This is a genomic window from Dactylosporangium maewongense, from assembly GCF_039531485.1.
GTDB classification, from domain to species: domain Bacteria; phylum Actinomycetota; class Actinomycetes; order Mycobacteriales; family Micromonosporaceae; genus Dactylosporangium; species Dactylosporangium maewongense.
The window spans coordinates 863291-888676 of record NZ_BAAAQD010000001.1; the positions used below are offsets into that span (position 1 = coordinate 863291).

The window sequence follows — 25386 nt, forward strand, 5'->3', positions numbered from 1 at the left end:
GTATTCGAGCCAGCAGGTATGGAGTCAATATCGTGGACACGACACAGAGCCGGGCGTACCGCTCACCGCGGCGCCAGGCGCAGGCCGAGGCGACCCGGGCCGCGATCGTGCGCGCCGCCGGGCGGCTGTTCGCCGAGCGTGGCTACGCCGGCACCACGATGCAGGCGATCGCCGACGAGGCCGGCGTCGCCGTCGAGTCGGTCTACAAGGCCGGCTCCAAGGCGCAGCTGCTGCGCCGCGCCCACGAGGAGGCGGTGGCCGGCGACGACCGGCCGATCGCCCTGTACGACCGGGACGAGGTGCGCGCCGCGCTCGCCGTCGACGACCAGCGGGAGCTGATCCAGGCGTTCGCCCGCACCGTCGCGGACCGGGCGCAGACGCTGACCCCGATCAGCCGGGCCTTCGTCCAGGCCGCCGGCGCCGACCCGGCGATCAACGAGACGTGGGAGGAGCTGGAGGAACAGCGCCTCACCGACATGCGTCGGCTCGTGGAGTCCGTCGCCGCGCTCGGTCCGCTGCGCGACGGGCTGAGCGTCGAGCACGGCGGCACGCTGCTGTGGACGGTGCTCAACCATCAGTCCGGCTGGCTGGTCGCGCACCATCTGCGCTGGGACGACAAGCAGGTCGCCGACTGGATGGCGGAGCTCGTCACCTGCCTGCTGCTCCCAGCCGCATAGGCAGCAGCGCGTCGAGCTCCGCGGCCGGCACGGCCTTGGAGAAGTGGAAGCCCTGACCGACCTCGCAGCCCAGGCGGTGCAGCTCCGCGGCCTGTTCGGCGTGCTCGATGCCCTCGGCGACCACGCCGAGCCCCAGCGCGGCGGCCAGGTCGAGGATCGCCCGCGCCAGCGCGGACTGCTCGGCGCCGGCCGCGACCCCGTCCACGAACGGCTTCGGGATCTTCAGGACGTCGATCGGGAAGTCGTGCAGGCGGGACAGCGACGAGTAGCCGGTGCCGAAGTCGTCGACGGCCAGCTGCACGCCGAGGGCCTTCAGCTCGCCGAGGCGGTGCTGGGCGACCTCCGCGTCCTCCTGCAGCAGCGACTCCGTGATCTCCAGCGTGAGCAGGTGCGGCGCCAGCCCCGACCGGGCGAGCGTCTGCTGCACGTACAGGACGACCGCGGGATCCTGGACCTGCCGCGGCGACAGGTTGACGCTGATCTTCAGCCCGGGCCACGCGGCCGCCTGGCGGCAGGCGGCCTCCAGGACCGTGTAACCGAGCGGCAGGATCAGCCCGCTCTCCTCGGCGAGGGGGATGAACCGGTCCGGCGGGATGAACCCGTGTCGCGGATGCGGCCAGCGTACGAGCGCCTCGGCGCCCACGATCGCACCGTCGGACAGGTCGACGAACGGCTGGTAGTACACCTGCAGCTCGTGCCGCTCGACGGCGCCGCGCAGGTCGTCGGCGAGGTCGAGCTTCTCCAGCAGGCCCGCGTGCATGCTCGGGGCGAAGTAGGCGAACCGGTTGCGCCCCTGCCGTTTCGCCATGTGCATCGCCACGTCGGCGTTGCGCAGCAGCTCGTCGGCGTCGGGGAGCCGGTCGGGGTCGGGCAGCGCGATGCCGACGCTCGCCTGCGGCTGGATCTCCCGGCCGCCGATCGACAGCGGCTGGCGCAGCGTGGCGAGGATCCGTTCGGCGACCCGGGCGGCCTCGGCGGCGTCGTCGAGGTGCTCCAGCAGCACCGCGAACTCGTCGCCGCCGAGGCGGGCGGCGGTGTCGGCGGAGCGCAGGCACGTGCGCAGCCGGTCGCCGACGGACCGCAGCAGGGCGTCACCGGCCGAGCGGCCCAGGGAGTCGTTGACGGTCTTGAAGTCGTCGAGGTCCACGACGAGGACGGCGATGTGCTGGTACGGGGTCCCGCGCCGCTCCAGCGCGTGGTGCACCCGGTCGGCGAGCAGGGCACGGTTGGCCAGGCCGGTCAGCTCGTCGTGGAACGCCCGGTGGGTGAGCTGCTCCTCCAGGGCCTTGCGTTCGGTGATGTCGCGGGTGGTCAGCAGGTAGCCGCTGACGTCGGCGTCGTCGACGACCCGGCCCACGGTCTCGGTCACGATGTACTGCCCGCTGGCGCGCTGCAGCCGGCACTCGATGGGCCCGACCCGGCCGTTCTCGTCGCCGTCGTTGCCGAGCAGGACCAGGACCCGCTGCCGGTCGTCAGGGTGGACGAGGTCGGTCAGCGACGTGCCGAGCAGCGCTTCAGGATGGTGATCCAGCAGTGAGCGCACCGACGGCGTCACGTACTGGATGGTCGCGTCCCGGCCGCAGATCGACAGCACGTCGGTGACCTGCTCGGTGAGCCGCTGGAACCGGTCCTCGGCGCGCTGCCGCTGGACGTCGCGCAGCGCCGCCATCAGGTCCGCCATGCGGATCAGGATCAGCACGAAGAGCACGCACGACGCGGCAAGGAACACCGCCAGCTCCGCCACCGCCGCCGACTCGACCGTGATCACGGCCGGGATGAGCAGGGCGGCGACCGCGAGCAGCACCGCGAAGCGGCCGCTGGTCAGCCGGGCCGGCCCCGGCGCCACGGGCTCGTCGAGCCGGCGCATGTCCGGGTGCAGGGCGGCGCAGCCGATCCCGAGGTAGAACACGATCCAGCCGGCGTCGACCCAGCTGCCGGCGTGGAACTGGTCCCGCAGCGACTGCCACGCGAAGATCGCGTCGAAGCTCAGCAGCGTGAGGATGCTGCCGAGCAGCAGCCAGAACGGCGCCCCGCGGGCGGTCCGGCCGCTGCCGAGCCGGGCCAGGACCGCCAGCACCAGCCCGTCGCCGAGCGGGTACGCCACCTGCGTGGCCCGCTCCAGCATCGTGCCGCCGATGGCGTCGTCGAGATACGGGCCGATCAGGAACACCCAGGTCAGCAGCGACATGCCGACGGTGACGATCGCCGCGTCGAGCAGCGCGGCGCGGTCACCGCCAGGGCTGCGCCGCCGGACCAGGATCACCAGGGCCGCGGCGAGCATCGGGTACAGCGCCAGGTAGCACATGTCGGCGAGCGACGGCCCGGCCGGCTGCCGGTGCTCGACCAGCTGCGGCCAGTAGAACAGCGCCGCCCCGACGGCGTACAGCGCCAGCCCGGCGGCCGCGAGCACCCATGGCAGCGGCCGCGCCGGGCGGTGCCGGGCCACACCGGCCGCCACCGCGACCGCCGACGACGCCGAGATCACCGTCCACAGCACCGCCCGCAGCGGCGAGTCGGGCGTGAGGTAGTACGCCGCACTGAGCGTCACAACCACGCACGCGTACGCCCGGACCAGCACGGACACCCCCTCTCCCACCCAATTGATCGGCCGCCGCGGGGCCGGGTTTACGAAGTCGCACCAACGCGGCAACCCGGAACGCCGCGCCGCCCGTCCCACAGGGGTGAAGACGTCGGACGAAGCAGAGTTCCGCGACTACGCGGGGCCACGGATGGCCACCTGGCGCCGGACCGCGTTCCTGCTGTGCCGCGACTGGCACCTCGCGGACGACCTCGTGGCGACGGTGCTGGACAAGCTGTTCCGGCAGTGGCACCGCCGGGACTCGATCCACAGCCTCGACGCCTACGTCGGCGGCATGCTCGCCCGCGCCGTCGTCGACGAGCACCGCCGCCCGTGGCGGCGCGAGGTGCCCGGCGACGACCTTCCGGCACCCGACCCGCCACGGCACGCCGACGCGACCGTCGAGCGGCTGACCCTCGACACCTACCTGGCGCAGCTCGGCCCGCGGCGGCGGGCCGTGCTGGTGCTGCGCTTCTACTGCGACCTCTCCGTCGAGGAGACCGCCGAGATCCTCGGCGTCTCCGTCGGCACCGTGAAGAGCCAGACCGCCCGCGGCCTGGAGACCCTGCGCGCCCTCGCCGCGCCACCGACCCCGACCCCGGTCCCGACCGTCAGGCAGGCATGATGAGCCACCAGCAGCTGTTCGACACCGTCCTCAGCGACGAGCCCCCGGCCCGCGACACCCTCGACACGCTCGTGCGCCGCTCCCGGCGCCGGGTCCGGCACCGCCGCCTCGCGACCGCCGGCGGCGGGGTGGCCCTCGCCGCGTTCGCCGCCGCGCTGATCCTGCCGGGGGCGGCGCCACCGGCCCTGACCGGCGCCCCGCCGAACACGTTTCCGACCGCGCCGGAGCAGACGTCGAGCGGCCTGCTCGGGCTGAACCCGGTCGAGCCCCTCGAGTCCGCCGTCGAGCGGCTCGCCGGGACGGTCCCGGTGGTGGTGGCGCAGGTCGTCCCGGGGGCGCGGGTCGTCGGGCGGCCCACCGTGGAGCGGCGGGTGGTGCCGGCCGACGCCGACACGCTCGAGGAGACCTACGCGTACGTGGTGACCGCCGACGTGACCGCCGGCGGTGTGACGGGCGCGCTGCGGATCACCATGGTGCGGCAGTACGCGGCGTCGGTGACCACCTCGTGCCACCCCGTCCGCACGATCACCGTCGTGCCGGGCATGTCGCCGCCGTACACGGCGTACTCGTGCATCCTGGAGGACGGGGTTCCGTCGTACACGACGGAGACCCACCGCGACGAGCGGCCCGGCATGATCCGCAACGTGGCGCGGCAGGAACGCGGCGACGGCAGCACCGTCGAGGTGTCCGTCAGCAACGAGCCGTCGCTGACCGGCAACCCGCCCCTGACCGGCGAGCAGGCCGTCGAGATCGCCCGCGACCCGAGGCTCACCCTGTACCCCGCCTGACCCGGTCGGGTGGACACGGCCGCCACATCCCCGGCGTGTCCGGACAAAACGGGCATACTCGTCGCTGTGCAGAGACGCTGGACCCTGCTCGCCTGCGCGCTGCTGCTGCTGACCGCGGCGGCGTGCGGCGGGGCGGACGACACGGACACCGCGGGCGGCCTGCCGGCGAGCGTCGGCGGGTCGCAGGTGTGCGTCCCGTCGGCGGTCACGCCGTCGGCGGCCCCGTCAGCGACCCAGTCAGGCGCGGCGGACACCCCGGCCGTGGCCGAGGTGCAGGCGTTCCTGGGGACGCTCACCGAGTCGCAGCGGACCCAGGCCCTGCACGACGATGTCCTGGACACGAAGCGGTGCAGCTGGTCCAGCCGGCCCGACGGCGAGTTCACCGGGCGCACCGGCCTGCGGCTCGGCGACCTCGGCGACGCGCAGCAGGCGGCCGCGCTCGCCGCGCTGCGCGGCGTCCTGTCCGCCGGCGGCTACGCCAAGGTGCTGCGGCTGATGGACGCCGAGGACGGAGGGCGCGACGGCTTCCACATCGCGCTGTTCGGCCAGCCGTCCGGGACGCAGCGGTGGACGCTGCAGTTCGGCGGCCCGCACCTCGCGGTGCACGTGACGACGGGCGGCGGCACGGTCAGCGTCTCGCCGTACTTCAGCAGCGCGCCGCCGGCGGCCACCACCGCCAGCGGCAGGGCGGACAAGCCGTCGGCGCGCCGATCGCCGTCGCGGGAGCCGAGCCCGGACGTGTTCGCGCTGTTCAAGTCGCTCACGATCGAGCAGCAGGCCGGTGCCAGGCTGCCCGGCACCTACGACGACGTCGTCATGGGACCCGGCGCCGACACCGGCTATCCGGTGCGGGCGGGCCTGCCGTTCCCGAGACTCGACGCCGGACAGCAGGCCATGGTGCGGGCCGTCATCAAGGGCCTGGTCGGGGATGCCGCCGCCGAGCTGGCGCAGCCGCTGCTCGACCTGTACGCGACGCAGCTGGACCAGACCACGATCGGCTACGCCGGCACGGCCGACCCGAGGAGCGAGAACGCGTACTTCCGCATCGACGGCCCGCGGCTGTGGCTGGAGTGGGCCAGCACGCCCGCGGGCGGGCTGCATCAGCACGCCCTGTACCGCGACAAGCAGCTCGACTACGGCACGGGTGCCGGATGATCCGCCGCCTCCTGCAGGCCGCCGCGCTCGCGGCCGTCATCCTCGTCCTCCAGGCGTTCCTGCCGGCGTCCGCGCACGCGCACGACCCCGGCACGACGCTGCTCTCCGTCGGGTCCTCGGGCGACACCGACCTGGAGATCACGGCGCAGATCCCGCTGTCGCGGATCGACCTGGCCTACCACACCCGGCTCGACTCCGACCCGGCCCCGGCCGTGCGGGCATCCGCGAACTGGCTGGCCACCGTGGTCCGCGACCGGGTCCGGCTCACCGCCGCGGACGGTGCCACCTGGCCGGTCACCGTCGACGACGTCGCCGCGGACCGGCAGCGTGGCCTCAACACCGCCCGGGTCCGGCTCACCGCCGCGCTGCCCACCGCCGCCACCCGGGCCCGGTCCGCCGAGCTGCGGTGGGACGTGGTGACGGACGTCGTCTACTCGCACAAGGTCCTCGTCACCGCCGACGGGCGGACCTCGCTGCTCACCCACCAGACCCCGGTCGTGCGGCTCGCCGTGCCCGCCCCGCCGCCGGCGTCCGTGCCGGCGGCGTCGATGCTGCACGCCGGCTTCGAACACTTCCGGCAGGGCGCCGACCATCTGCTGTTCCTGTGCGTGATCGCCCTCGCGGCCGCCCGCCGCTCGCTGCGCCGCGCCCGGCTGCGGGCCAGGGTCACGCTCATGGCCGGGATCACCGCCATGTTCACCGCCGGGCACTCCGTGAGCCTCGCGCTCGCCTCGCTCGGCTGGGTGTCGCTGCCCACCCGCGTGGTGGACGCGGGCATCGCGCTCACCATCGTCGTGGCCGCCGCCCACGCGGTGCGCCCGGCGCTGTCGGCGCGCACCGAGCTGGCCCTGACCACCGCCTTCGGGCTCGTCCATGGTCTGGGGTTCGCCGGCACGTTGCAGCGCCTCGCCCTGACCGGCACCGACCTCATCCTGCCGCTGCTCAGCTTCAACCTCGGCCTGGAGGCGGCGCAGCTGCTCGCGCTGGCGCTCATCGCCGTGCCGATCGCCGTGCTGGCCCGCTCCCCGGCGGTGTCGGTGACCCTGGCCGCGTCGGCCGCGGCGGTGGCCACCGGCTGGGTCGTGGAGCGGGCGTTCGACCTGACGAACCCGGTCCAGCCGCTCACCGGCATGCTGCTCGGCACTCCGGAACGCCTCGCCGGCGCCCTCTTCGCCGCCACCGCGGTCCTGCTGATCGCCAGGGCGACCCGCCCGGAGGATGCCCCGCGCGAGAGCTTCCGTGACCCGGAAGACTTCTGGTCGCCAGAACGACAAGAAGTCTTCCGGATCATGCGGGGTCAGGACGCGAGGCGGTGCAGCAGGAGCGCCGTCATCGCCCGGACGCCGACGCCGATGGCGCGCTCGTCCGCGGTGAAGTCGAGCGCGTGCGGCACGCCCTGCTCGCCGACGCCGAGGTAGAACATCGTGCCGGGCATCCGGTGCAGGAATAGCGCGAAGTCCTCCCCGCTGAACGGCCACGCAGCGTGCATCGTCATGACCGCGTCGACGCCCGGCTGCTCGCGCAGGTGCGCCGCCGCCGCCTCGGTCAGCTCGGGCGAGCAGACCATGGCGGGGAACGGCGGCTCGGGGAACGTGATCCGCGCGCCCGCCTCCGTGGCCAGCCGCCGCAGGTCGTCGCGCAGCTCGGGGTGGCGCTCCTCGGGCCAGGCCCGCACCCAGACGTCGGCGGTGACCGGGTCCGCGTCCGCCGCCAGCTGCGACCCGGTCAGGACGAACCGGGCCAGCGGCCCGTCCGGGGTCTGCAGCGCGGCCAGCAGCTCGACGAAATCCGCGTCGGACTCGGGGCGCCGTACCGTCGACATCGCGGCGATCCGGTCCAGCAGCGCGCGTCCCGCGTCGGCACCGGGCAGCTCCAGGTGGCACACGTCGAGCCCGGAAAGCCCGGCGCCGGGCATGGCGGCGAACACGCCGACCGGCAGGGGCCCGCAGTGCAGCGCGTACGCCTCCTCCGGCAGGTGCGGCTCCAGGACCCCGTCGTCGAGCATCGCTCTGGCGCCCTCCAGGGTCTCCTCCGCCGGCTGGAACACCACCACGACCCGCCCCGCGAACCGGTCCCGCAGCCCGGCCAGGACCTCGGCCACGCCGACCCCGACCACGGTGTGCACGTCGTGCCCGCAGATGTGCGCGCCGGCAGTGCCCTGCTCGACCGCCACGGCGTCCATGTCCGCCCGGTACAGCAGCGTCCGCCCCTCCCGTGCGCCTTCGACGACGGCGACGACGCCGTGCCCGCCGACCCCGGTCCGCACGTCCAGGCCGGCGGCGCGCAGCCGCTCGGCCACCAGCCCGGCCGTCCGCCGCTCCTCACCCGCCAGCTCCGGCCACCGGTGGATGTCCCGCCGCAGCCCGATCAGCGCCTCGTCCAGCGGTGCGGCCGTCGCATCGATACATGCATGATCCCAGATCCCCGTCATGCGGCCCAGCATAGATCCGCTCAGCGCTGCGCCTGGGCGATCACGCCGCGGACGTACTCGGGCTGGGAGACGTGCCACAGGACGATCGGCCGCGGTCCGCGGCGACGGCGGTTGACGTTGAGGCCGGCCTCGTTGAACGCGTCCGTGAGGCCCGGGAACTCGCCGAACGCGATGCTGCCCGTGCCGCCGCGGGGGCGGTCCCGCACGACCGGCGGGGCGAGGGTGCTCAGATACGCCTCCGTGCGGCGCGTGAACGGCCGCCGCGACACCTCGACGACGCGGCGGTCCGTCACCGTGTACGTGGTGGAGCGCAGCCGCAGCGCCCGCACCACCAGGCGACCGGCGACGAGATACAGCCCGTACAGGATGAACGGGATGCCCCAGAGCACGAAGAACCCCGGCGCCCCGCCCCGCATCGCGGTCCGCTCCCAGAACACGGCGAAGCCCAGGAAGAACAGCGACATCGGCACGAGGAACAGGTCGGACCGGTCGAACAGCGGGTGGTGCTGCGGTTCACCGGTCCACAGGATCCGCTCGCCGGCGTTGAGCGTGATGTCAGCGGTCACGCGGGCATTGTCCGTCAGGTCCGGCCGGCGCGATGTCCCCCGGTCACGGGCCGGTGGCCACCGGACGGTCGGGGTCGGCGATCCATTCACTCCACGATCCCGCGTACAGGCGCGGCGTGAACCCGGCCAGTTCGAGGGCGAGGACCTCGTGGGCGGCGGTCACCCCGGAGCCGCAGTAGGCCGCGACCGGCCGGTCGCCGGTGACACCCAGCGCCACGAACCGGTCCCGCAGTTGTGCCGGCGGCAGGAACAGCCCGTCGGGGTCGCTGTTGTCGAACGTCGGCGCCGAGACCGCGCCCGGGATGTGGCCGGCGACCCGGTCGAGGGGCTCGACCTCGCCGCGGAACCGGGGCCCGAGCCGCGCGTCGAGCAGGACGCCGTCCTTGAGGAAGTCCGGCACCTCGTCGACGGTCAGCAGGTCGTCGCGGGCGTCGCCGGCGGTGAAGTCGCCGGGCGGGACCGGCACGGGGTCGCCGGACCCGGTCGGCCGGCCGGCCCGGATCCACGCGGCGATGCCGCCGTCGAGGACCCGGACGTCGTCGTGGCCCCAGTGCCGCAGCATCCACCACAGCCGGGCCGCCACCGACGCGTCCCGGTCGTCGTAGACGACCACGGAGGCGCCGGAGTCCACGCCGAGCCGCCGCATCGCCGCCTGGAACGCCGCGGCGGTCGGCAGCGGGTGCCGGCCGCCGGAGCCGGGCGGTGCGGCGAGGTCGGTGTCGAGGTCGACGAACCGGGCGCCCGGCAGGTGCGCGGCCCGGTAGCGCTCCAGCGCCGGAGGCGGCTGCGGGGTCCACCGCGCGTCGAGCAGCAGGACGCCGTCCCCGACATCCTCAACCTGAACGAGTGGACCCATCAGACCGACCTCCGACGTGTAGCGACCAGAAGGTGATCCTATGCGCAGGCGGCGTCGGTGCCGGCCACGTTGACCGCCGTCCACGCCAGCTGCACTGCCTTGTACTCCGCGCCGCAGCTGCCGTACAGGTCGGCGGCGGCCTGGAGGGTGTAGGCGCGGGCGGTGTTGCCCGGGTTCTCGGCGCTGACGTAGCTGGTGTTGGAGATGAAGTACACGTCCAGCGCCCGGTACCAGATCTTCTCCGCCTTCGCCCGGCCGATGCCGGTGACGGCGCCCGCCTTGCCGCAGATCGGCGACGTGCCGAACGCGGTCTTGCCGGTGCCCTCGGCCAGGTTGAAGTAGAAGTGGTTGCCCACGCCCGAGGACAGGTGCGGGTCGACGTTCGGGGTCTCGGCGGACCAGCAGCTGTGCGACCTGCCGTCCAGCGCCGGGTCGAACATGTAGCGCAGCGGCGTGCCGTTGCCGAAGATGTCGATCTTCTCGCCGATCAGGTAGTCGCCGGGGTCGGCGGGGTTGGCGGCGTAGAACTCGACCATGTTGCCGAAGATGTCGCTGGTCGCCTCGTTGAGCCCGCCGGACTCGCCGGTGTAGGTGAGGTCGCCGGAGACGCTCTTCTCGGTGATGCCGTGGCTCATCTCGTGCCCGGCGATGTCCAGCTGGACCAGCGGATGAGCGTTGCCGCGGCCGTCGCCGTAGGTCATCCGGCCCTTGTCCCAGAACGCGTTGACGTACTCGTCGCCGAAGTGCACCCGCGACGGCACCCCGCGGCCGTTGTTGTTGATCCCGCGGCGGCCGTGCACGGTCTTGAAGTAGTCGTAGGTGGTAGCGGCGCCGTAGGCGGCGTCGACGGCGGCCGAGGCCGGGTCGTCGTTCGTGCCGGTGCCCCAGGTGTTGTCGGCGTCGGTGAAGAGCTTGCAGCTGCCGTTCTCGTCCTCCTGGTGCGCCATGTCGCAGACGGTGCCGCGGCCGCGCGTGGTGTCGGTCAGCCGGAACGTGGTGCCGAACCGCTGGGCGTCGATGCTGACCTTGCCGCTGTACAGGCTGTTGCCGGTGCCGGCGATCGTCTCGACCTCGTCCCAGGAGCGGACGACCCCGCCGGTGTGGGCGTCGGTGAGCACGTGCAGCCGCGACGGGGTCTGCCCGTCCTTGGCGACGCCCTCGACGACGCTCTCCCAGGTCAGCCGGCCGGTGCCGGTCGACGCGTCGACCAGCAGGCGGGGCGCGCCGGCGCCGGCGACCTTGCCGGTGAAGTGTGCCTTCGCCGCCGCCAGGGCGTCGGTGGCGGAGATCTTCGGCGTGACGTCGACCTGCAGCGGCTTGACGAGGCTGTTGGAGGCGCCCTTGTACGTGCCGCCGGGGCCGGTGTGCACGACGATGTCGCCGCCGTAGACGCGCAGCCCTCGGTAGGTGCGGGTGAACCGGACGTGGGAGCCGCCGCCGGCGCCGTCGACGCGGCTGCCGTAGAACGCGAACCGGTCCTCCGGCGTGGCCCGGACGTCGCCGCCGTGCGTGTCGAGGGCCTTGCGGGCCGGCGCGGCGGCGGGGTCCGCGGCCTCGGCCTGGGACGGGTCGACCGACGGCTCCGGGGAGGCCTCCTGCGACTCGTCGGAGGAGGCAGCGGCGCCGGAGGCGCCGGCGGACGGGGTGGACTGCGATGTAGGTGTGCATCCGGCCACCGCGACGGCGGAGACCGCCGCGACGACCGTGAGGAAATGGCGAACAGACATGGGATACAGAACGCAGGTTTCACATTGCCGGTTCGGCCGGGCGCAGGTCTTTGGCACGAAGCCGGGAGTTGCGTCGGGCACCTGTCGGATGGTTGACGCCGCCCGATATGTTCGTGGGCATCATCGAGACGGGGAGATGTGTGTTGGCAACCGCGTGGCGTCGACTCATCCGCCGGGCCGCCACGAGCCCGGGCCGGCTCACCACGCTGACCGCCGCCGTGGTCGTGCTCGCCGTCGCGTTCGGGCTGGCCGGGGTGCTCACCATGCGGGCCGGGGTGGGTCTGGTCAGCGACGTGACCGACCGCAGCGGGCCGCTCAGCCTGCAGGCGCAGGACATCTACCGGTCGCTGTCAGACGCCGACGCGACCGCCGCCAGCGCGTTCCTCGCCAACGGCGTCGAGCCGGCGGAGCTGCGCAAGCGGTACCTCGACGACATCGCCAGGGCGTCGTCGGCGCTGACGGCCGCGCTGCACAACGCCGAGGGGCGCAGCGCGGCGGCGCTCGGCGTCCTGGTCCGGCAGATCCCCGTCTACACCGGCCTGGTCGAGTCGGCCCGCACGTACAACCGGCAGGGCATCCCGCTCGGCGGCGCCTACCTGCGGGAGGCGTCGGCGCTGATGCGGCAGACGATCCTGCCGGCCGCCCAGGACCTGTTCCGGGCCGAGGCCGCGCGCCTCGGCGACGCGCAGCGGGCCGTCGCCCGGTGGCCGTGGACGGTGACCCTGCTCGGGTTGGCGCTGCTGGGCGTGCTGCTGCTGACCCAGCTGTACGTGACGCGCCTGACCAACCGGCGGCTCAACCGCGGCATGGTCCTCGCCACGGTCGCCGCGCTCGTCGCGTGCGGCTGGCTCGCGGTCGCCTCCGCGGGCGCGGCCGGCCACATCAGCGAGGGCCGCGACGCCGGGTCCGAGCAGGTCGGGTTGCTCGCCGAGGCGAGGATCACGGCGCTGCAGGCCCGCGCCGACGAGGGGCTGACGCTGATCGCCCGCGGCGACGGCAAGGCGTTCGAGCAGGACTTCACCGCCATGATGGAGCGGCTGGCCGGGCAGGACGGCCTTCTGCAGCGGGCGCGTGACCAGGCGCCCGACGCGGCGGCCCGGTCCGCGGTGGAGGCCGCGCAGCGGCACGCCGCCGACTGGCTGGCCATCCACCGGCAGGTCCGCTCGCTCGACGACGGCAGCCGGCACGCCGAGGCGGTCACCCTGGCCACCTCCGGCGACGCCAGCGCGGCCGCCGCGGCCGGCCGGCTCGACGCGGCCCTCGCCGAGGGGATCGCCGGCAGCGGGCGGCACTTCGACCGGGAGGCGGCCGGCGCCGGGGACGCGCTCGGCGGCGCCGACGTGGCCGTCGCGCTGCTCGCCCTCGCCGTCGCGGCGGCCGCCGCGTTCGGCCTGAACCAGCGGATCGCGGAGTACCGATGAAGAAGCTCGCCGTGGCGGCCGCCGCCGTGCTCGTCCTCGCCGGCTGCGGGCCGACCCCGGCGGCGCCGCAGGCCGACAGCTCGGCCGCCGCGGCGGTGCCCCGGCCGCTGAACGTGCAGGACCCGGCCGTGCCGCCGTCGCCGCCGGCCACGCCGCCGCCGGCGTGCGACCCGCGGGCCAGCCTCCGGCCGCCGGCGACGCTGCCCGCGCCCGGGAAGATGCCGGCCGGCTCGGCCATGGCGACGATCGCCGCGCGGGGCCGGCTGATCGTCGGCATCGACCAGAACGCGTACCTCACCAGCTACCGCGACCCGGTCACCGGCCAGGTCGTCGGCTTCGAGATCGACATCGCCCGGGAGATCGCCCGCGCGCTGCTCGGCGACCCCGACGCGATCCAGTGGCGGGCGATCACCACCGCCGACCGGATCCCGGTCCTGCAGCGGCGCGAGGTCGACATGGTCATCCGCACGATGACCGCCACCTGCGAGCGGATGCAGCAGGTCGCGTTCTCCACCGAGTACCTGACGTCCGGGCAGCGGCTGCTGGTCAACCGCGGCTCCGGCATCAAGGACTTCGCCGACCTCGGCGGCCGCAAGGTGTGCGCGACGCGGGGCAGCACCAGCATCGTCACGATCATGAAGCAGCCGTCGAAGCCGGTCGCCGTCGCCACCGACAGCACCCTCGACTGCCTGGTCATGCTGCAGCAGGGGCAGGTCGACGCGGTGTCCACCGTGGACGTGCTGCTGCTCGGCCTCGCCGCGCAGGACCCCGGCACCGAGGTCGTCGGCGCCCGGATCAGCGACGAGCCGTCCGGCGTCGCGATGCCCCTCGAAACGCCCGACCTGGTCCGCTTCGTCAACGGCGTCCTGGACCGCATCCGGGCCAACGGCACCTGGACCACCATCTACAGCACCTGGTTCGCCAAGTACGGCCCGGTGCCGTCGCCGCCGCCCGCGAAGTACGTGGACTGACCGACCATGGTCACCGCCACCGACCGCGCCGTCGCCGACCTGACTGCCGCGCACGACCGGCTCGCGGCCGCGCTGTACACCGTGGACACCCACCCGGCGCAGGTGCTGCGCGACGTGCCGTTGCACGGCGCCACCGCCGCCGCGTGGCCCGGCGCCGACGTCGCCCGGCTGTGGTCCGGGTTCGTCGCCGTCCGCGACGTCCTGGAGCAGCTGCGGGCGCTCAAGGGGCGCTCCCGCGACGTCGCCACCGCCCGCATCCTCACCACACCCGTCGCCACCGACCCGCTCGACGGCCTGCCCTCACTGCCGCCGGCCGCCCTCCTCGCCGACCTCGAACAGCGGTGTGCCGGGACGGTCGCGGTGCTCGACCGCATCGAGGCGGCCCGCACGGCGCTCACCGGCCGGATCATCGAGCTCGACACGGCCCTCGAGGCGGCCGTCGCCGCGCACCATCGGGTCGGCGCCGACCACACCCCGACCACCGGACCGCTCCAGCAGCGGCTGCGGCAGGTGTACGGCGCCGCGCTCGGCGACCCGCTCACGATCGACGAGCCGGCCTGGACGGCGCTGCGCGACGACCTCACCGCCGTGGTCCGGCGGCTCGCCGACCTCGCCGCGCTGCGCACCGCGCTGCCGGCCCGGCTGACCCGGCTCGACACGCTCCTGGACGCGCTCACCGCCGCCGAGCAGCGGGCGCGCCAGGCGTACGCGGCCGCGGCCGAGAAGATCGCCGACCCCGGCCTGCCGGACCCGCCGGACGTCCACGACCGGTTCGCCGGCGAGGTCGCCGCCGCCGTCCGCGCCACCGACGCGCTCGACCTGGACGGCTGGCCGGCCCTCGACCGGCGGCTCACCGCCCTCGACCGCGACCTGACCGCCGCCGTCACCGCCGCCGAGGACCGGGCCACCGCGGCGACCGGCCTGCTCGACCGGCGCCTCGAGCTCCGCGGCCGGCTCGAGGCGTACCGGGCGAAGGCGGTCCGCCTCGACCGCGTCGAGGACCCCGCGCTGATGTCGCGGTATCAGGCCGCCCGCGACCTGCTGTGGACCGCGCCCTGCGACCTGCGGGCGGCGACCAGGGCCGTGTTCGCCTACCAGCAAGCGCTGTCCACCGAAGGGACCACGACATGAGGTGTACGCGTGCCGGCTGCCCGGGCTCGTACGACGAGGACGCCTACTGCGACGAGTGCGGCCACAAGCAGGCCGGTGTCACGGCTCCCGTCACAGCTCCCGTCACAGAGGCCTCGACGCCTTCCGCGCCGAGCTCGTCGTCGGGCCGCACGACCGGCCGCGGGCGGGGCGCGCCCGTGCTGGCCGCGCTGCCCGTCGTGCCGCGCCGCGACCCCGCCGCCGCGGTGCTGCCCGACCCGCAGGTGCCGGAGCACCGCCGGTTCTGCGGCAACTGCGAGCAGCCCGTCGGCCGCGCCCGCGGCGACCGGCCCGGCCTCGTCGAAGGCTTCTGCACGAACTGTCGCACCCAGTACAGCTTCCGGCCGTCGCTCCCGCCGGGCGCGGTCGTCGCGGGCCGCTACGAGGTGCTCGGCGCCATCGCGTACGGCGGCCTCGGCTGGATCTACCTCGCCCGCGACCGCAACGTCGGCGACGAGGTCAGCGACCGCTGGGTCGTGCTGAAGGGCCTCATCGACTCCGGCGACCCCGACGCCACCGCGGCCGCGATCACCGAACGCCGCTTCCTGGTCGAGGTCGACCATCCGTCGATCGTGAAGATCTACGACTTCGCGTCGCACCCCGACCCGCGCAGCGGCGACCGCGTCGGCTACATCGTCATGGAGTACGTCGGCGGCCTCTCGCTGCGCGACATCTTCCTCGCCCGCCCGGTGACCGGCGGGGTCCGCCAGCCGCTGCCGCTGCCGCAGGTCATCGCCTACGCATGCGAGATCCTGCCGGCGCTGGGTTACCTGCACGAGCGGGAGCTGCTGTACTGCGACTTCAAGCCCGACAACGCGCTGCACACCGACCAGCGGGTCAAGCTCGTCGACCTCGGCGCCGTGCGACGCGTCGACGACGACGTCAGCGCCGTGTGGGGCACGGTCGGCTACCAGGCGCCGGAGGTCGCCACCGCGGGCCCGTCCGTCGCCTCCGACCTCTACACCGTGGCCCGGGCGATGGCGGTGCTCAGCTTCGACTTCCGCGGCTTCACCACCACGTTCGTCGACCGCCTCCCCGACCCGGCGACGGTGCCGTTGCTGTCGCAGCAGGAGTCGTATCACCGGCTGCTGCTGCGCGCCACGGACCCCGAGCCGGGCCGCCGTTTCGGCTCCGCAGCGGAGATGGCCGAGCAGCTCACCGGCGTCCTGCGCCAGGTCCTCAGCGCCGCCGACGGCCAGCCCCGCCCGGCGGTGTCGAGCCAGTTCACCGGCGAACGCAAGGCCTTCGGCACCGCGGCGGGCGTCGTCACGGCGGTCTCGACGTCCGGCGACGGGCTCGACGGCGCCGAGGTCGTCGCGGCCCTGCCCGTCCCGACCGTCGACCCCGCCGACCCGGGGGCGGCGCTGCTCGCCACGATGCAGACCGCCGATCCCGAGATGCTGCAGGCGGCCCTGGCCTCCGCCGGCGCCGACGGGGTCGAGGTCGCCCTCGCCGTGGTCCGCGCCCGCATCGCCGCCGGCGACCTCGCCGGGGCCGCCGCCGACCTTGACACGATCACCGACGCGATCACCGACGCCGACTGGCGGGTCGACTGGTACCGCGGCATGGCCGCCCTCGCCGGCGGCCGTCCCGCGGACGCCAGGGCCGCGTTCGACGCCGTCTACGCCGCGCTGCCCGGCGAGCTCGCCCCGCAGCTGGCGCTCGCCGCCGCCGCGGAGGCCGGCGGCGACACCGACACCGCCCTGCGGCTGTACGCGGCGGTCTGGCGCACCGACCACGCCTTCGTCAGCGCCGCGTTCGGGGTCGCCCGGATCCTCGCCGACCGCGACGACCTGGCGGGCGCGGTCGCGATCCTCGACGCGGTCCCCGACAGCTCCAGCCACAGCGTGCCGGCACAGGTCGCCGCGGTCCGGGCACGCCTCGCCGCCCCGGCCGACCGGCTCGCGGAGGCCGACCTGCTCGACGTCTCGGGCCGGGTCGAACGCCTCGGCCTCGACGTCGAGCGCCGCGCCCGCCTCACCGTCGAGGCGCTGCGCGCCGCGCTCACCTGGGTCCAGGCCGGCAACGCGGGCACCGCTGCCGTGCTGACCCACCGGCTGTCGGAGCGGGACCTGCGCCTGGGCTTGGAGCGCGCCTTCCGCGTCCTGGCGAAGGTCGCCCCCGACCGGGATACCCGCATCGACCTCGTCGACCAGGCCAACCGCGTCCGCCCCCGGACGTGGCTGTGACCGCCCCCTGCCCGTCGTGCGCCACGCCCACCGCCGCCGGCGACCGCTTCTGCGAATCCTGCGGCACTCCGCTGACCGCCGCCGCGGACGCCGCCCAACCGGATGCGTCGGCTGCTCCTGCCGCCACTCCCACGGACGCTGGCCGATCGGATGCGCTGGCTGATTCTGCCGCCACCCCCACAGACGCTGGTCAATTTGATCTACAGCACATTGATCAGCGCATGTCTGGGCAGCGGTCTGAACCGGCCCTGGGCGCCTCCCACGCAGACGCTGGTCAATTGGACGCGGGTCACATTGATCGGCGTATGTCTGGGCAGCGGTCTGAACCGGCCCTGGGCGCCTCCCACGCAGACGCTGGTCAATTGGACGCGGGTCACATTGATCGGCGTATGGGTGGGGCGGCGGCCGGGGGTGTCTGGCGGTCGTCGAAGGCCGGGGACGGGCCCTGTGGTGCGTGCGGGGGAGTGGTGGGTGATGACGGCTACTGCGACGCCTGCGGGGCGCGGCGGACGGTCGGCCTCGACCACGCCGAGGACGAACTGCCCGGGGTCGCGGCCGTCACGGATCGGGGGTTGCGCAAGGGGCGCAACGAGGACGCGTACGCGATCGGGGTCGCCGGCGGGCGGCGGGCCGTCGTCGTCTGTGACGGGGTCTCCAGCTCGCCCGACTCCGACACCGCGGCGACCACCGCCGTCGTCGAGGCGATCGGGGTGCTCGTCGGTGGTGGGGACATCGCCGGGGCGTACCGGGCGGCGTCCGACGCCGTCGCACAGCTCGCGGCGGCGTCCGTAGACGCGCCGGCCTGCACGTTCCTCGCGGCCGTCGTCGAGGACGGGCAGGTGACCGTCGGGTGGGTCGGGGACAGCCGCGCGTACTGGCTCGACGCGGACGGCGGCGCCCGCTGCCTCACGGTCGACGACTCGCTCGCAGGGCAGCTCGCCGCCGCGGGTGTGGACGCCGCGGCGCTGAGGCTGTCGGCGCAGGCGGCGGCGCTCACCCGCTGGCTGGGTGCCGACGCGCCCGCCGGGGACCCGCACCTGGTCACCCTGCGGCCGGAGGCGGGAGGCGTGCTGCTGCTCGCCAGTGACGGGCTCACCCGGTACACCACCTGGACCGACGCCATCGACGGCACGATCGGCGCCAGGGAGGTGGCGCGCACCCTGACCTCCTTCGCGCGCGACGCCGGCGGCGCGGACAACATCACCGTCGCCGCCGTCCCGATCCACTCAGCAGACCGAGGAGAGGCCCAGCCATGACCGACGTCGTCGCGGAAGTCTTCCAGAACGAGTACCTGCCGGTCGGGGCCACCGTCGCCGACGCGGTCGTCACCGTCACGGTCGGCGGCGGTCTGGGGGTGGCTTCCGGTGCCCCCGCCGCCGAGGTGATCATGATTGACTGCTCCGGGTCGATGAGCGGGGAGCGGCTCGTGCAGGCGCGCAAGGCCGCCGCGGTCGCCGTCGACACGCTGCGCGACGGGGTGGCGTTCGCGGTCGTCGCGGGCACCGACTGGGCGCAGATGGTGTACCCGGACCAGCAGACCCTCGCCGTCGCCGGGCCCGCCACCCGCGCCGCGGCGAAGGGCGCGATCAAGCACCTGAAGGCCGGCGGCGGCACCCAGATCGGCACCTGGCTCACCCTGGCCCGCGAGCTGTTCCTCGCCGACCGCGCCGAGATCCGCCACGCGATCCTGCTCACCGACGGCCGCAACGGCGAGTCGGCCCGCACGTTCGACGCGGCACTGGAGCAGTGCAAGGGCCTGTTCGTCTGTGACAGCCGCGGCGTCGGGCAGAACTGGAGCGCCGCCGAGCTCATCAAGGTCGCCGACGCGCTGCTCGGCACCGCCGACGGCATGAAGGACCCGGCGGGCCTCGAGGCCGACTTCCGCGCGATGATCGAGGCGGCGATGGGCAAGACCGTCGCCGGTGTGACGCTGCGCCTGTGGACCCCCGCCGGCGCCACGGTCCGCTTCGTCAAACAGGTCCACCCGGAGATCCTCGACCTCACCGGCCGGCGTACCGACGTCAGCGCCCGCGTCGGCGACTACCCGATCGGCGCGTGGGGCGCGGAGAGCCGCGACTACCACCTCTCCGTCGAGCTGGACCCCGGCACGATCGGTGTGCTCGGCGAGGAGAAGCTCGCCGCCCGGGTCAGCGTGGTGCGCGGGGAAGAGGTCCTCGCCAAGGGCCTCGTCCGCGCGGTCTGGACCGACGAGGACGAGAAGTCGACCCGCCTCAACCGCCGCGTCGCGCACTACTCCGGCGCCGCCGAGCTGGCCGCCGCGATCCAGGAGGGTCTGGCGGCCCGCGAGGCCGGCGACACCGTCACCGCCACTGCGCGCCTCGGCCGCGCCGTCCAGCTGGCCACCGAGTCCGGCCGCTCCGACACCGTGCAGCTGCTCGCCCGGGTCGTCGAGGTCCAGGACGCCGTGACGGGCACCGTGCAGCTGAAGCGCCGGTCCGAGAACAAGGACGTCGACATCGACGCGGAGATCGCGTCGCTCGGGTCCCGCAAGACGACGCGCGTCCGCCCGAACTGAAGGAGACCACCGTGGCCGTCTGCCCGAAGGGACACGAGTCGGAGACGACCGACTACTGCGACGAGTGCGGCGCCGCCATGGACCCGCCCGCGTCGCCCCCGTCGCCCGCGGTGGATTCGCCGCGGCGGCCGGCGGCGTGCCCCGAGTGCGGCACGCCGCTGACCGGCCGCTTCTGCGAGGTCGACGGCTACGACACCCTGGCGGTCCCGTCCACCGCCCCGCCGCGGGAGGAGGCGGCCCCGCGGGAGGAGACGGCACCGCGGGAGGAGACGGCACCGCGGGAGGAGGCGGCGCCGGCGGAGGTCCCGGAGGCGGAGGCGCCGGAGCCGGCGGGCTGGCACGTGGTGGTCTCCGCCGACCGCGCCCACTTCGACCGCGTCCAGGCCTGGAACGGCGCCGACCCGACCATCGCCTACCCCCGCTTCTGCCCCGACCGCCGCTTCCCCCTCACCGGCGACCAGGTCCTCATCGGCCGCCGCAGCCGCTCCCGCGGCAGCTACCCCGACATCGACCTCGCCGGCCCGCCCGAGGACGTCGCCGTCTCCCACCTGCACGCCCTGCTCGTCTCCCAGCCCGGCGGCACCTGGGCGGTGGTCGACCTGCGCTCGGCCAACTGCACGTTCGTCAACGGCGCCGACGACCCGATCCAGCCTGAGCAACCGGTGCCGCTCGCCGCCGGCGACCACATCCACGTCGGCTCGTTCACCAGGATCACCCTGCACGCGACCCCGCTGCCGTGATTATTCGGTCGCCGCGGCCGTCCCGGGCGCGGTAGAACGGGCGGATGACCGAACACCGGCTCCCCGGCGGGCGCAGCTTCGGCGCCGTCCGCGTCGGCGACGAGGTCCGCCGCCCCGCCCAGCCATGGACGGCGACCGTACAGACGGTGCTGCGGCATCTGGAGGACGCGGGCTTCGCCGGTGCGCCACGCACCCTCGGCCTCGACGACCAGGGCCGCGAACGCCTGACGTTCCTGCCCGGCGAGACCCTGGGCGACCCCCGCCCGTGGCCGGCCTGGCTGCGCTCCGACGAAGCCCTCCGCCAGGTGGGCGGGTGGCTCCGGCAGCTGCACACGGTGACGGCGGCGTTCCGCCCGCCCGCCGACGCCGTCTGGTTCACCGGCCGCCCCTGGCAGCCGGACCTCCTGATCGGCCACCTGGACGCGTCGCCGTGGAATGTCGTCTGGTCCGGCGACACCCTGGCGGGGTTCGTCGACTGGGACACCGCCAGCCCCTGCCAGGCCGAGGACGACCTCGCCTTCTCCGCTTTGACCTGGGTCCCCCTGTTCCCGGCGGACCTCACCGAAGAGGTCGGCTTCCCCACGCCACCCGACCGCCGCCACCGCTTCCACCTGCTTCTCGACGCGTACGGGTACCCCGCCGACCGTTCCCCGATCCGCAGCGCGATCCTCAACCGCGTCGCCCGCAACGTCGCGGTGATCCGTGAGCTCGCCGCCACCGGCGCCCCGCCCTTCCAGGCGATGCTTCCCTGGGCCGCCGACCTGGAACGCTCCGGCGCCGAGACCGCCGCCCTGCCCGACGACTTCTGGCAGCGCCCGGGCCGCTGACGGCCGTCAGCCGAGGAGGAGCCGGGCGGCCCGCGACTCCAGGTAGCGCTGCTCGGGCCGGCTGAGCGTGCGCCGTGCCGCCAGCCGGTACTGCTCCCGCGCCCCGGCCCGGTCGCCGGCCAGGTCCAGCAGGTGGGCCCGCACCGCCGCCGTCCGGTGGTGCCGGGCCAGCACCGGCTCCCCGGCGACCCGGTCCAGCGCGGCGAGCCCGGCCGCCGGGCCGTCGACCATGGCGAGCGCCACGATCCGGTTCAGCGTGACCATCGGGCTCGGGGCGAGGGCGTGCAGCAGCCCGTACAGGGCGACGATCTGCGGCCAGTCGGTGTCCTCGGCCCGCGCCGCCTCGTCGTGCACCGCCGCGATCGCGGCCTGCAGCTGAAACGGGCCGATCGGGGCCCGCGCCAGCGTGCGGGTGATGATCGCGACGCCCTCGGCGATCGCGGCCGCGTCCCAGCGGCGCCGGTCCTGCTCGGCGAGCGGGACCAGGGTGCCGTCCGGTCCGGTCCGCGCAGGCCGGCGCGCGTCGGTGAGCAGCATCAACGCGAGCAGCCCGGCCACCTCGCCGTCGTCCGGCAGGCGCCGGTGCAGCTGCCTGGTCAGCCGGACCGCCTCCCGGGTCAGCTCGACCCGGTTCAGGGCGTCGCCTGAGCTGGCGGTGTAGCCCTCGTTGAAGATCAGGTAGAGCACGTGACGGACCGCGGTGAGGCGCTTGCCGAGCTCGCCCGGCTCGGGCAGCTCGAACCGGGTGCCGGTGTCGCGGATCCGCTGCTTGGCCCGGCTGATCCGCTGGCCGACGGTGGCCTCCGGCAGCAGCAGCGCCCGGGCGATCTCCGCGGTGCTGAGCCCGCCGACCGCCCGCAGGGTGAGCGTGACCTGCGCCGGCACGCTGAGCGCGGGATGGCAGCAGAGCAGCAGCAACGCCAGCTCGTCGTCGCCGCGGACCTGCGGCTCGGGCTCGTGCTGGACCGCATCCTCGCGGCGCCGGCGGGCCGTCTCGTTGCGCAGCAGCTCCACCCGCCGGCGGCTCGCCACGGTGATCAGCCAGTTTCGCGGATGCTCCGGCACGCCGGTCTCCGGCCACTGCCCGGCGGCCGCGATCAGCGCCTCCTGCACCGCGTCCTCGCAGGCCTCGAAGTCGCCGTAGCGGCGCACCACGGCGGCCAGGACCTGCGGCGCGCATTCGCGTAACAGGTCCGGCAGCCCGGTCACAGCTCCCATTCGCTCATGTCGAGGACAGGGCGCACCTCGACGCGGGTGTACGCGGCGTCCGGCGCCTTCGCGGCCCAGGCGACCGCCTCGTCGAGGTTCGCGACGTCGATCAGGTAGAAGCCGGCCAGGTGCTCCTTGACCTCGGCGTACGGGCCGTCGGAGGTGATCGTCCTGCCGTCGCGCACCGAGACCTGGGTGGCGAGGGCCGGGTCGCCCAGCCCTTCGCTGACCACCAGCACGCCGGCCTCGCGCATCTCCTCGGTCAGCCGCAGGTGACCCAGGCCGAGGTCGGTCCGCTGCTGGTCGGTCAGCGTCTCCCAGACCGCGAGGGACTGCGGGTTCGACTGGATCAGGATCATGTACTTCATGGTTTCTCCCCTTCGCTCTCACCGGGATGTCGAAACCGGCCGGCCCGGCTTCGACATCCCGGGAAAGAGAGAAAGGTAGGACCCGTCATGGACGAGATCCGGGAAGTCATCGAGGGCAAGGCCGCGCTGCTGCGGACAGGTGACGCCAAGGCCATCCTGTCGCACTACGCGCCCGGCTACGTCGAGTTCAGCCTGGCCCCGCCCCTGCGCCAGCCCGGCGACGGCCGCGACCCGGCCGTGGTGGAGGCCTGGATGGCCACCTTCGAGGCGCCACCGCGCCGCGAGGTCACCCGGCTGGAGATCACCACGGACGGCGACGTGGCGTTCGCGACCAGCCTCGACCGCCTGACCGCCGTGCCGCGCGGCTCGACGGAGAGCTTCAGCCTGTGGTTCCGGGTGACGCTGGGGCTGCGCCGCATCGACGGGCGCTGGCTGGTGACGCACGAGCACGAGTCGGTGCCGTTCGAGATGGACGGCTCGTTCCGCGCCTCGACCGGGCTGACCCCCACCGACTGAGCCGGCGGGGACCCTGGGGAGCCCTGGGGATCAGGCCAGCTTCGGCAGGACGGCCTCGGCGGTGCGCTGCTCGACCTTGAGGTTGGCGGCGTCGGTGGAGGCGGAGGTGGCGTAGACGTCGACGACCTTGCCGTCGGCGTAGACGTACAGGTGGCCGGCGAGGGAGTAGGCGGCCTCACCGATGCCGTCGACCTGCTTGGCGTCCTTGTTCTGCACGTCGAACTGGTCGCGGGTCTCGATGTTGACGGTCACGTCGAGCTGGCCGGAGCTGAGCTGCCACTGGCAGTAGCGGGCGCCGGAGGTCGCGCCGCCCTCGTTGGTCATGAGCGTGACCCGCTGGCCGGTGAGCCGGTTGACGTCGGCCTTCGTCAGCAGGGTGCAGATGTCGGGCAGGTTGACGACGGCGGCCGACTTGGTGGGGGTGGAGGTGGGGGTGGGGGCGCTCGACGCGGCGGCGGCCGCGCCGCCGGTGGGGGTCGGGGTGTCGGTGGCCTTGTCGAGGACGCCGCACCCCGTCAGGGTCGCGGCGGTCAGCAGGGCGGTGGCGGCGGTGACGGCAAGGCGGCGCATGACGGCTCCTCAGGGGACGACGCGAAGGAACGACGAGAAGGGGCGGCGCTATCGGTTGCACCTGACCCTGACGGATCAACGATCGCGCCGCCCCCGCATCGGAGCCACCTGGCACTTTTCCGGGACCTTCACGACCTGGCGCGCACCACCGGGTGCTCGGTGAACTCGAAGCCGACCGAGTCCACTGGGGCGATGGTGGCGCCCGTGTCGTCGAATTCCACGGTGTACGAGCGGGTCGCCGGATCCCCGGTGTGGCAGACCCGCAGCTCGAACGTGGTGGGCCCGCGCCAGGCACCCGTGGTGGCGATCGGGTTGACCACGCCGTCCGAGGTGGTCATGGTCGACGAGGTCCAGCGGCCGGGCTCGCACGCGAACCGGTGGACGCCGTGCTCGTCGTGCAGCTCCGCGAGCCAGCCGTTCGCCGCTCGTACAACGGCGAAACCGACAATCCGGGAAGGCTGGTCGATCTCCGGACGATGGTGACGGCGGGGCGGTGCGGGTGGGTCGGCGGTGTGGAAGCGGCCCGGAATGTCCGCGCGCGGCTCGGCGGTGCCGGTGAGCGCGGGCAGCGCCAGGGGCGGCAGGTCCGCGGCGGGCGCCTCCATCAGGTGCGCGAAGACGGCGTCGAGCACGGCCTGCATGTCGGTGGTGCCGGAGGTGACCGCGACGACCGTGTCCAGCCGCGGCGAGACCACGATGAACTGCCCGAACGCGCCGTCGCCCCGGTACGCGTCGTGCCGGCACCGCCAGAACTGGAAGCCGTAACCCTGCTGCCAGTCGAGGGACTCCTGCGAGCCGGTCGGGTCCACGTTGGGGACCTGCTCGGCGGTGGCCGCGTCGATCCACTCGGCCGGCACGAGCTGGCGGTCCTGCCAGCGGCCGCGCTGCAGGCACAGCTGCCCGAACGCCGCCAGGTCGCGGGTGCGCAGCGTCAGCCCCCAGCCGCCGGTGACGATCCCGCGCGGGCAGGTCTCCCAGGTGGCGGGCCCGAAGCCGAGCGGTTCGAAGAGCCGCGGGCGCAGGTAGTCCAGCACGGTCTCGCCGGTGCGCCGCTGCACGATGGCCGACAGCGCATACGTGGCGCCGCTGTTGTAGACGAACTGGGTGCCGGGCTCGTGCACGACCGGGTGGCGCAGGAACCCGCGGACCCAGTCGTCGTCGGGGTCCGCGGCCATCGAGTCACCCGACTCGCTGTCGTGCCCGGTGGTCATCGTGAGCAGGTGCCGCACCCGCATGCCGCGCAGGTCCTCGCCCGGGAGGTGGTCCTCGACCAGGTCGTCGACGGACAGCAGCCCGTCGGTGACGGCCAGGCCGACGGCCGTCGACGTGAAGCTCTTGCTCAGCGAGTAGAGGGTCTGCGGCTGGTCGATCTCGTACGGGTGCCACGCGCCCTCCGCGACGGTCCGGCCGCCGCGCAGCAGCACGAAGCTGTGCACGCCGAGCCGCTCCGCCGCGCCGAGGAACCCTTCGATGGATGCAGTCACCAT

At 74.3% G+C, this 25386-nt stretch carries 22 protein-coding genes and 1 pseudogene; 14 read left to right on the forward strand and 9 right to left on the reverse strand.

The genetic code is table 11. The features are described 5' to 3' along the window. The first annotated feature begins 32 nt into the window (after positions 1-32). A complete protein-coding gene (locus tag ABD332_RS03825) occupies positions 33-677 on the forward strand; it encodes a TetR/AcrR family transcriptional regulator (RefSeq protein WP_344499526.1) in 645 nt (214 codons plus the stop codon). On the opposite strand, the gene ABD332_RS03830 is transcribed toward ABD332_RS03825, so the two are convergent. Beyond that, positions 649-3261, reverse strand: coding sequence for a putative bifunctional diguanylate cyclase/phosphodiesterase (locus ABD332_RS03830; protein WP_344499527.1), 2613 nt, complete (start codon positions 3259-3261; stop codon positions 649-651). The genes ABD332_RS03825 and ABD332_RS03830 overlap by 29 nt on opposite strands. 97 nt (positions 3262-3358) lie before the next feature. Between ABD332_RS03830 and ABD332_RS03835 the strand changes: the two genes are divergently transcribed. From ABD332_RS03835 to ABD332_RS03850, 4 genes and pseudogenes are all read left to right on the forward strand, one after another. Beyond that, positions 3359-3880, forward strand: a complete 522-nt coding sequence (locus ABD332_RS03835; RefSeq protein ID WP_344499528.1) for a SigE family RNA polymerase sigma factor — start codon at positions 3359-3361, stop codon at positions 3878-3880. Next, a complete protein-coding gene (locus ABD332_RS03840; RefSeq protein ID WP_344499529.1) occupies positions 3880-4668 on the forward strand; it encodes a hypothetical protein in 789 nt (262 codons plus the stop codon). The genes ABD332_RS03835 and ABD332_RS03840 overlap by 1 nt, the downstream gene beginning before the upstream one ends. Positions 4669-4734: 66 nt before the next feature. Then, positions 4735-5823, forward strand: coding sequence for a DUF3500 domain-containing protein (locus tag ABD332_RS03845; protein WP_344499530.1), 1089 nt, complete (start codon positions 4735-4737; stop codon positions 5821-5823). A 548-nt stretch (positions 5824-6371) separates the two neighbouring features. Next, positions 6372-6830, forward strand: a pseudogene (locus ABD332_RS03850) (HupE/UreJ family protein); the annotation flags it as partial. A 290-nt stretch (positions 6831-7120) separates the two neighbouring features. On the opposite strand, the gene ABD332_RS03855 reads toward ABD332_RS03850, so the two are convergent. Genes ABD332_RS03855 through ABD332_RS03870 form a run of 4 tightly spaced genes read right to left on the reverse strand, consistent with a single transcriptional unit; the run spans position 7121 to position 11403 of the window. Next, the gene (locus tag ABD332_RS03855) at positions 7121-8254 is read right to left on the reverse strand and encodes a M20 metallopeptidase family protein (protein WP_344499531.1); all 1134 of its coding nucleotides are present in this window, start codon (positions 8252-8254) and stop codon (positions 7121-7123) included. A gap of 20 nt (positions 8255-8274) precedes the next feature. Further along, positions 8275-8820 carry a hypothetical protein gene (locus ABD332_RS03860; RefSeq protein WP_344499533.1) on the reverse strand — a complete coding sequence of 182 codons (546 nt, stop codon included), beginning with the start codon at positions 8818-8820 and terminating at the stop codon, positions 8275-8277. Positions 8821-8863: 43 nt separating this feature from the next. Then, positions 8864-9676 (reverse strand): sulfurtransferase, encoded by an 813-nt coding sequence (locus ABD332_RS03865; protein ID WP_344499535.1) that lies wholly within the window; start codon positions 9674-9676, stop codon positions 8864-8866. A gap of 38 nt (positions 9677-9714) precedes the next feature. Next, a complete protein-coding gene (locus tag ABD332_RS03870) occupies positions 9715-11403 on the reverse strand; it encodes a M4 family metallopeptidase (RefSeq protein WP_344499537.1) in 1689 nt (562 codons plus the stop codon). A gap of 140 nt (positions 11404-11543) precedes the next feature. On the opposite strand from ABD332_RS03870, the gene ABD332_RS03875 reads away from it, so the two are divergent. The 8 genes from ABD332_RS03875 to ABD332_RS03910 all read left to right on the forward strand — a co-directional run bounded on the left by ABD332_RS03875 (position 11544) and on the right by ABD332_RS03910 (position 21236). Further along, positions 11544-12824 (forward strand): hypothetical protein, encoded by a 1281-nt coding sequence (locus ABD332_RS03875; RefSeq protein WP_344499539.1) that lies wholly within the window; start codon positions 11544-11546, stop codon positions 12822-12824. Next, positions 12821-13795 carry a glutamate ABC transporter substrate-binding protein gene (locus ABD332_RS03880; protein WP_344499541.1) on the forward strand — a complete coding sequence of 325 codons (975 nt, stop codon included), beginning with the start codon at positions 12821-12823 and terminating at the stop codon, positions 13793-13795. Before ABD332_RS03875 ends, ABD332_RS03880 begins: the two co-directional genes overlap by 4 nt. A 6-nt stretch (positions 13796-13801) precedes the next feature. Beyond that, a complete protein-coding gene (locus tag ABD332_RS03885; protein WP_344499543.1) occupies positions 13802-14926 on the forward strand; it encodes a hypothetical protein in 1125 nt (374 codons plus the stop codon). Continuing rightward, positions 14923-17133, forward strand: a complete 2211-nt coding sequence (locus tag ABD332_RS03890) for a serine/threonine-protein kinase (protein ID WP_344499545.1) — start codon at positions 14923-14925, stop codon at positions 17131-17133. Before ABD332_RS03885 ends, ABD332_RS03890 begins: the two co-directional genes overlap by 4 nt. 467 nt (positions 17134-17600) lie before the next feature. Beyond that, entirely contained in the window at positions 17601-18389 is a 789-nt protein-coding gene (locus ABD332_RS03895) for a PP2C family protein-serine/threonine phosphatase (protein WP_344499547.1), read from the forward strand. Beyond that, positions 18386-19669, forward strand: coding sequence for a VWA domain-containing protein (locus ABD332_RS03900; RefSeq protein ID WP_344499549.1), 1284 nt, complete (start codon positions 18386-18388; stop codon positions 19667-19669). The genes ABD332_RS03895 and ABD332_RS03900 overlap by 4 nt, the downstream gene beginning before the upstream one ends. Before the next feature lie 11 nt (positions 19670-19680). Further along, positions 19681-20409, forward strand: a complete 729-nt coding sequence (locus ABD332_RS03905; RefSeq protein ID WP_344499551.1) for an FHA domain-containing protein — start codon at positions 19681-19683, stop codon at positions 20407-20409. Positions 20410-20453: 44 nt separating this feature from the next. Beyond that, positions 20454-21236, forward strand: coding sequence for an aminoglycoside phosphotransferase/kinase family protein (locus ABD332_RS03910; protein ID WP_344499554.1), 783 nt, complete (start codon positions 20454-20456; stop codon positions 21234-21236). Between the two features lie 6 nt (positions 21237-21242). On the opposite strand, the gene ABD332_RS03915 is transcribed toward ABD332_RS03910, so the two are convergent. Beyond that, on the reverse strand, positions 21243-22454 hold the full coding sequence (locus ABD332_RS03915; protein ID WP_344499556.1) for an RNA polymerase sigma factor: 1212 nt from the start codon (positions 22452-22454) through the stop codon (positions 21243-21245). Then, on the reverse strand, positions 22442-22813 hold the full coding sequence (locus ABD332_RS03920) for a YciI family protein (protein ID WP_344499558.1): 372 nt from the start codon (positions 22811-22813) through the stop codon (positions 22442-22444). Before ABD332_RS03920 ends, ABD332_RS03915 begins: the two co-directional genes overlap by 13 nt. A gap of 87 nt (positions 22814-22900) precedes the next feature. Between ABD332_RS03920 and ABD332_RS03925 the strand changes: the two genes are divergently transcribed. Next, positions 22901-23329: a YybH family protein gene (locus ABD332_RS03925; RefSeq protein ID WP_344499560.1), complete on the forward strand. Its 429-nt coding sequence runs from the start codon at positions 22901-22903 to the stop codon at positions 23327-23329. Between the two features lie 30 nt (positions 23330-23359). On the opposite strand, the gene ABD332_RS03930 is transcribed toward ABD332_RS03925, so the two are convergent. Then, a complete protein-coding gene (locus ABD332_RS03930) occupies positions 23360-23899 on the reverse strand; it encodes a DUF3558 family protein (RefSeq protein ID WP_344499562.1) in 540 nt (179 codons plus the stop codon). A gap of 128 nt (positions 23900-24027) precedes the next feature. After that, a complete protein-coding gene (locus ABD332_RS03935; RefSeq protein ID WP_344499564.1) occupies positions 24028-25383 on the reverse strand; it encodes a serine hydrolase domain-containing protein in 1356 nt (451 codons plus the stop codon). Between the last annotated feature and the right edge of the window lie 3 nt (positions 25384-25386).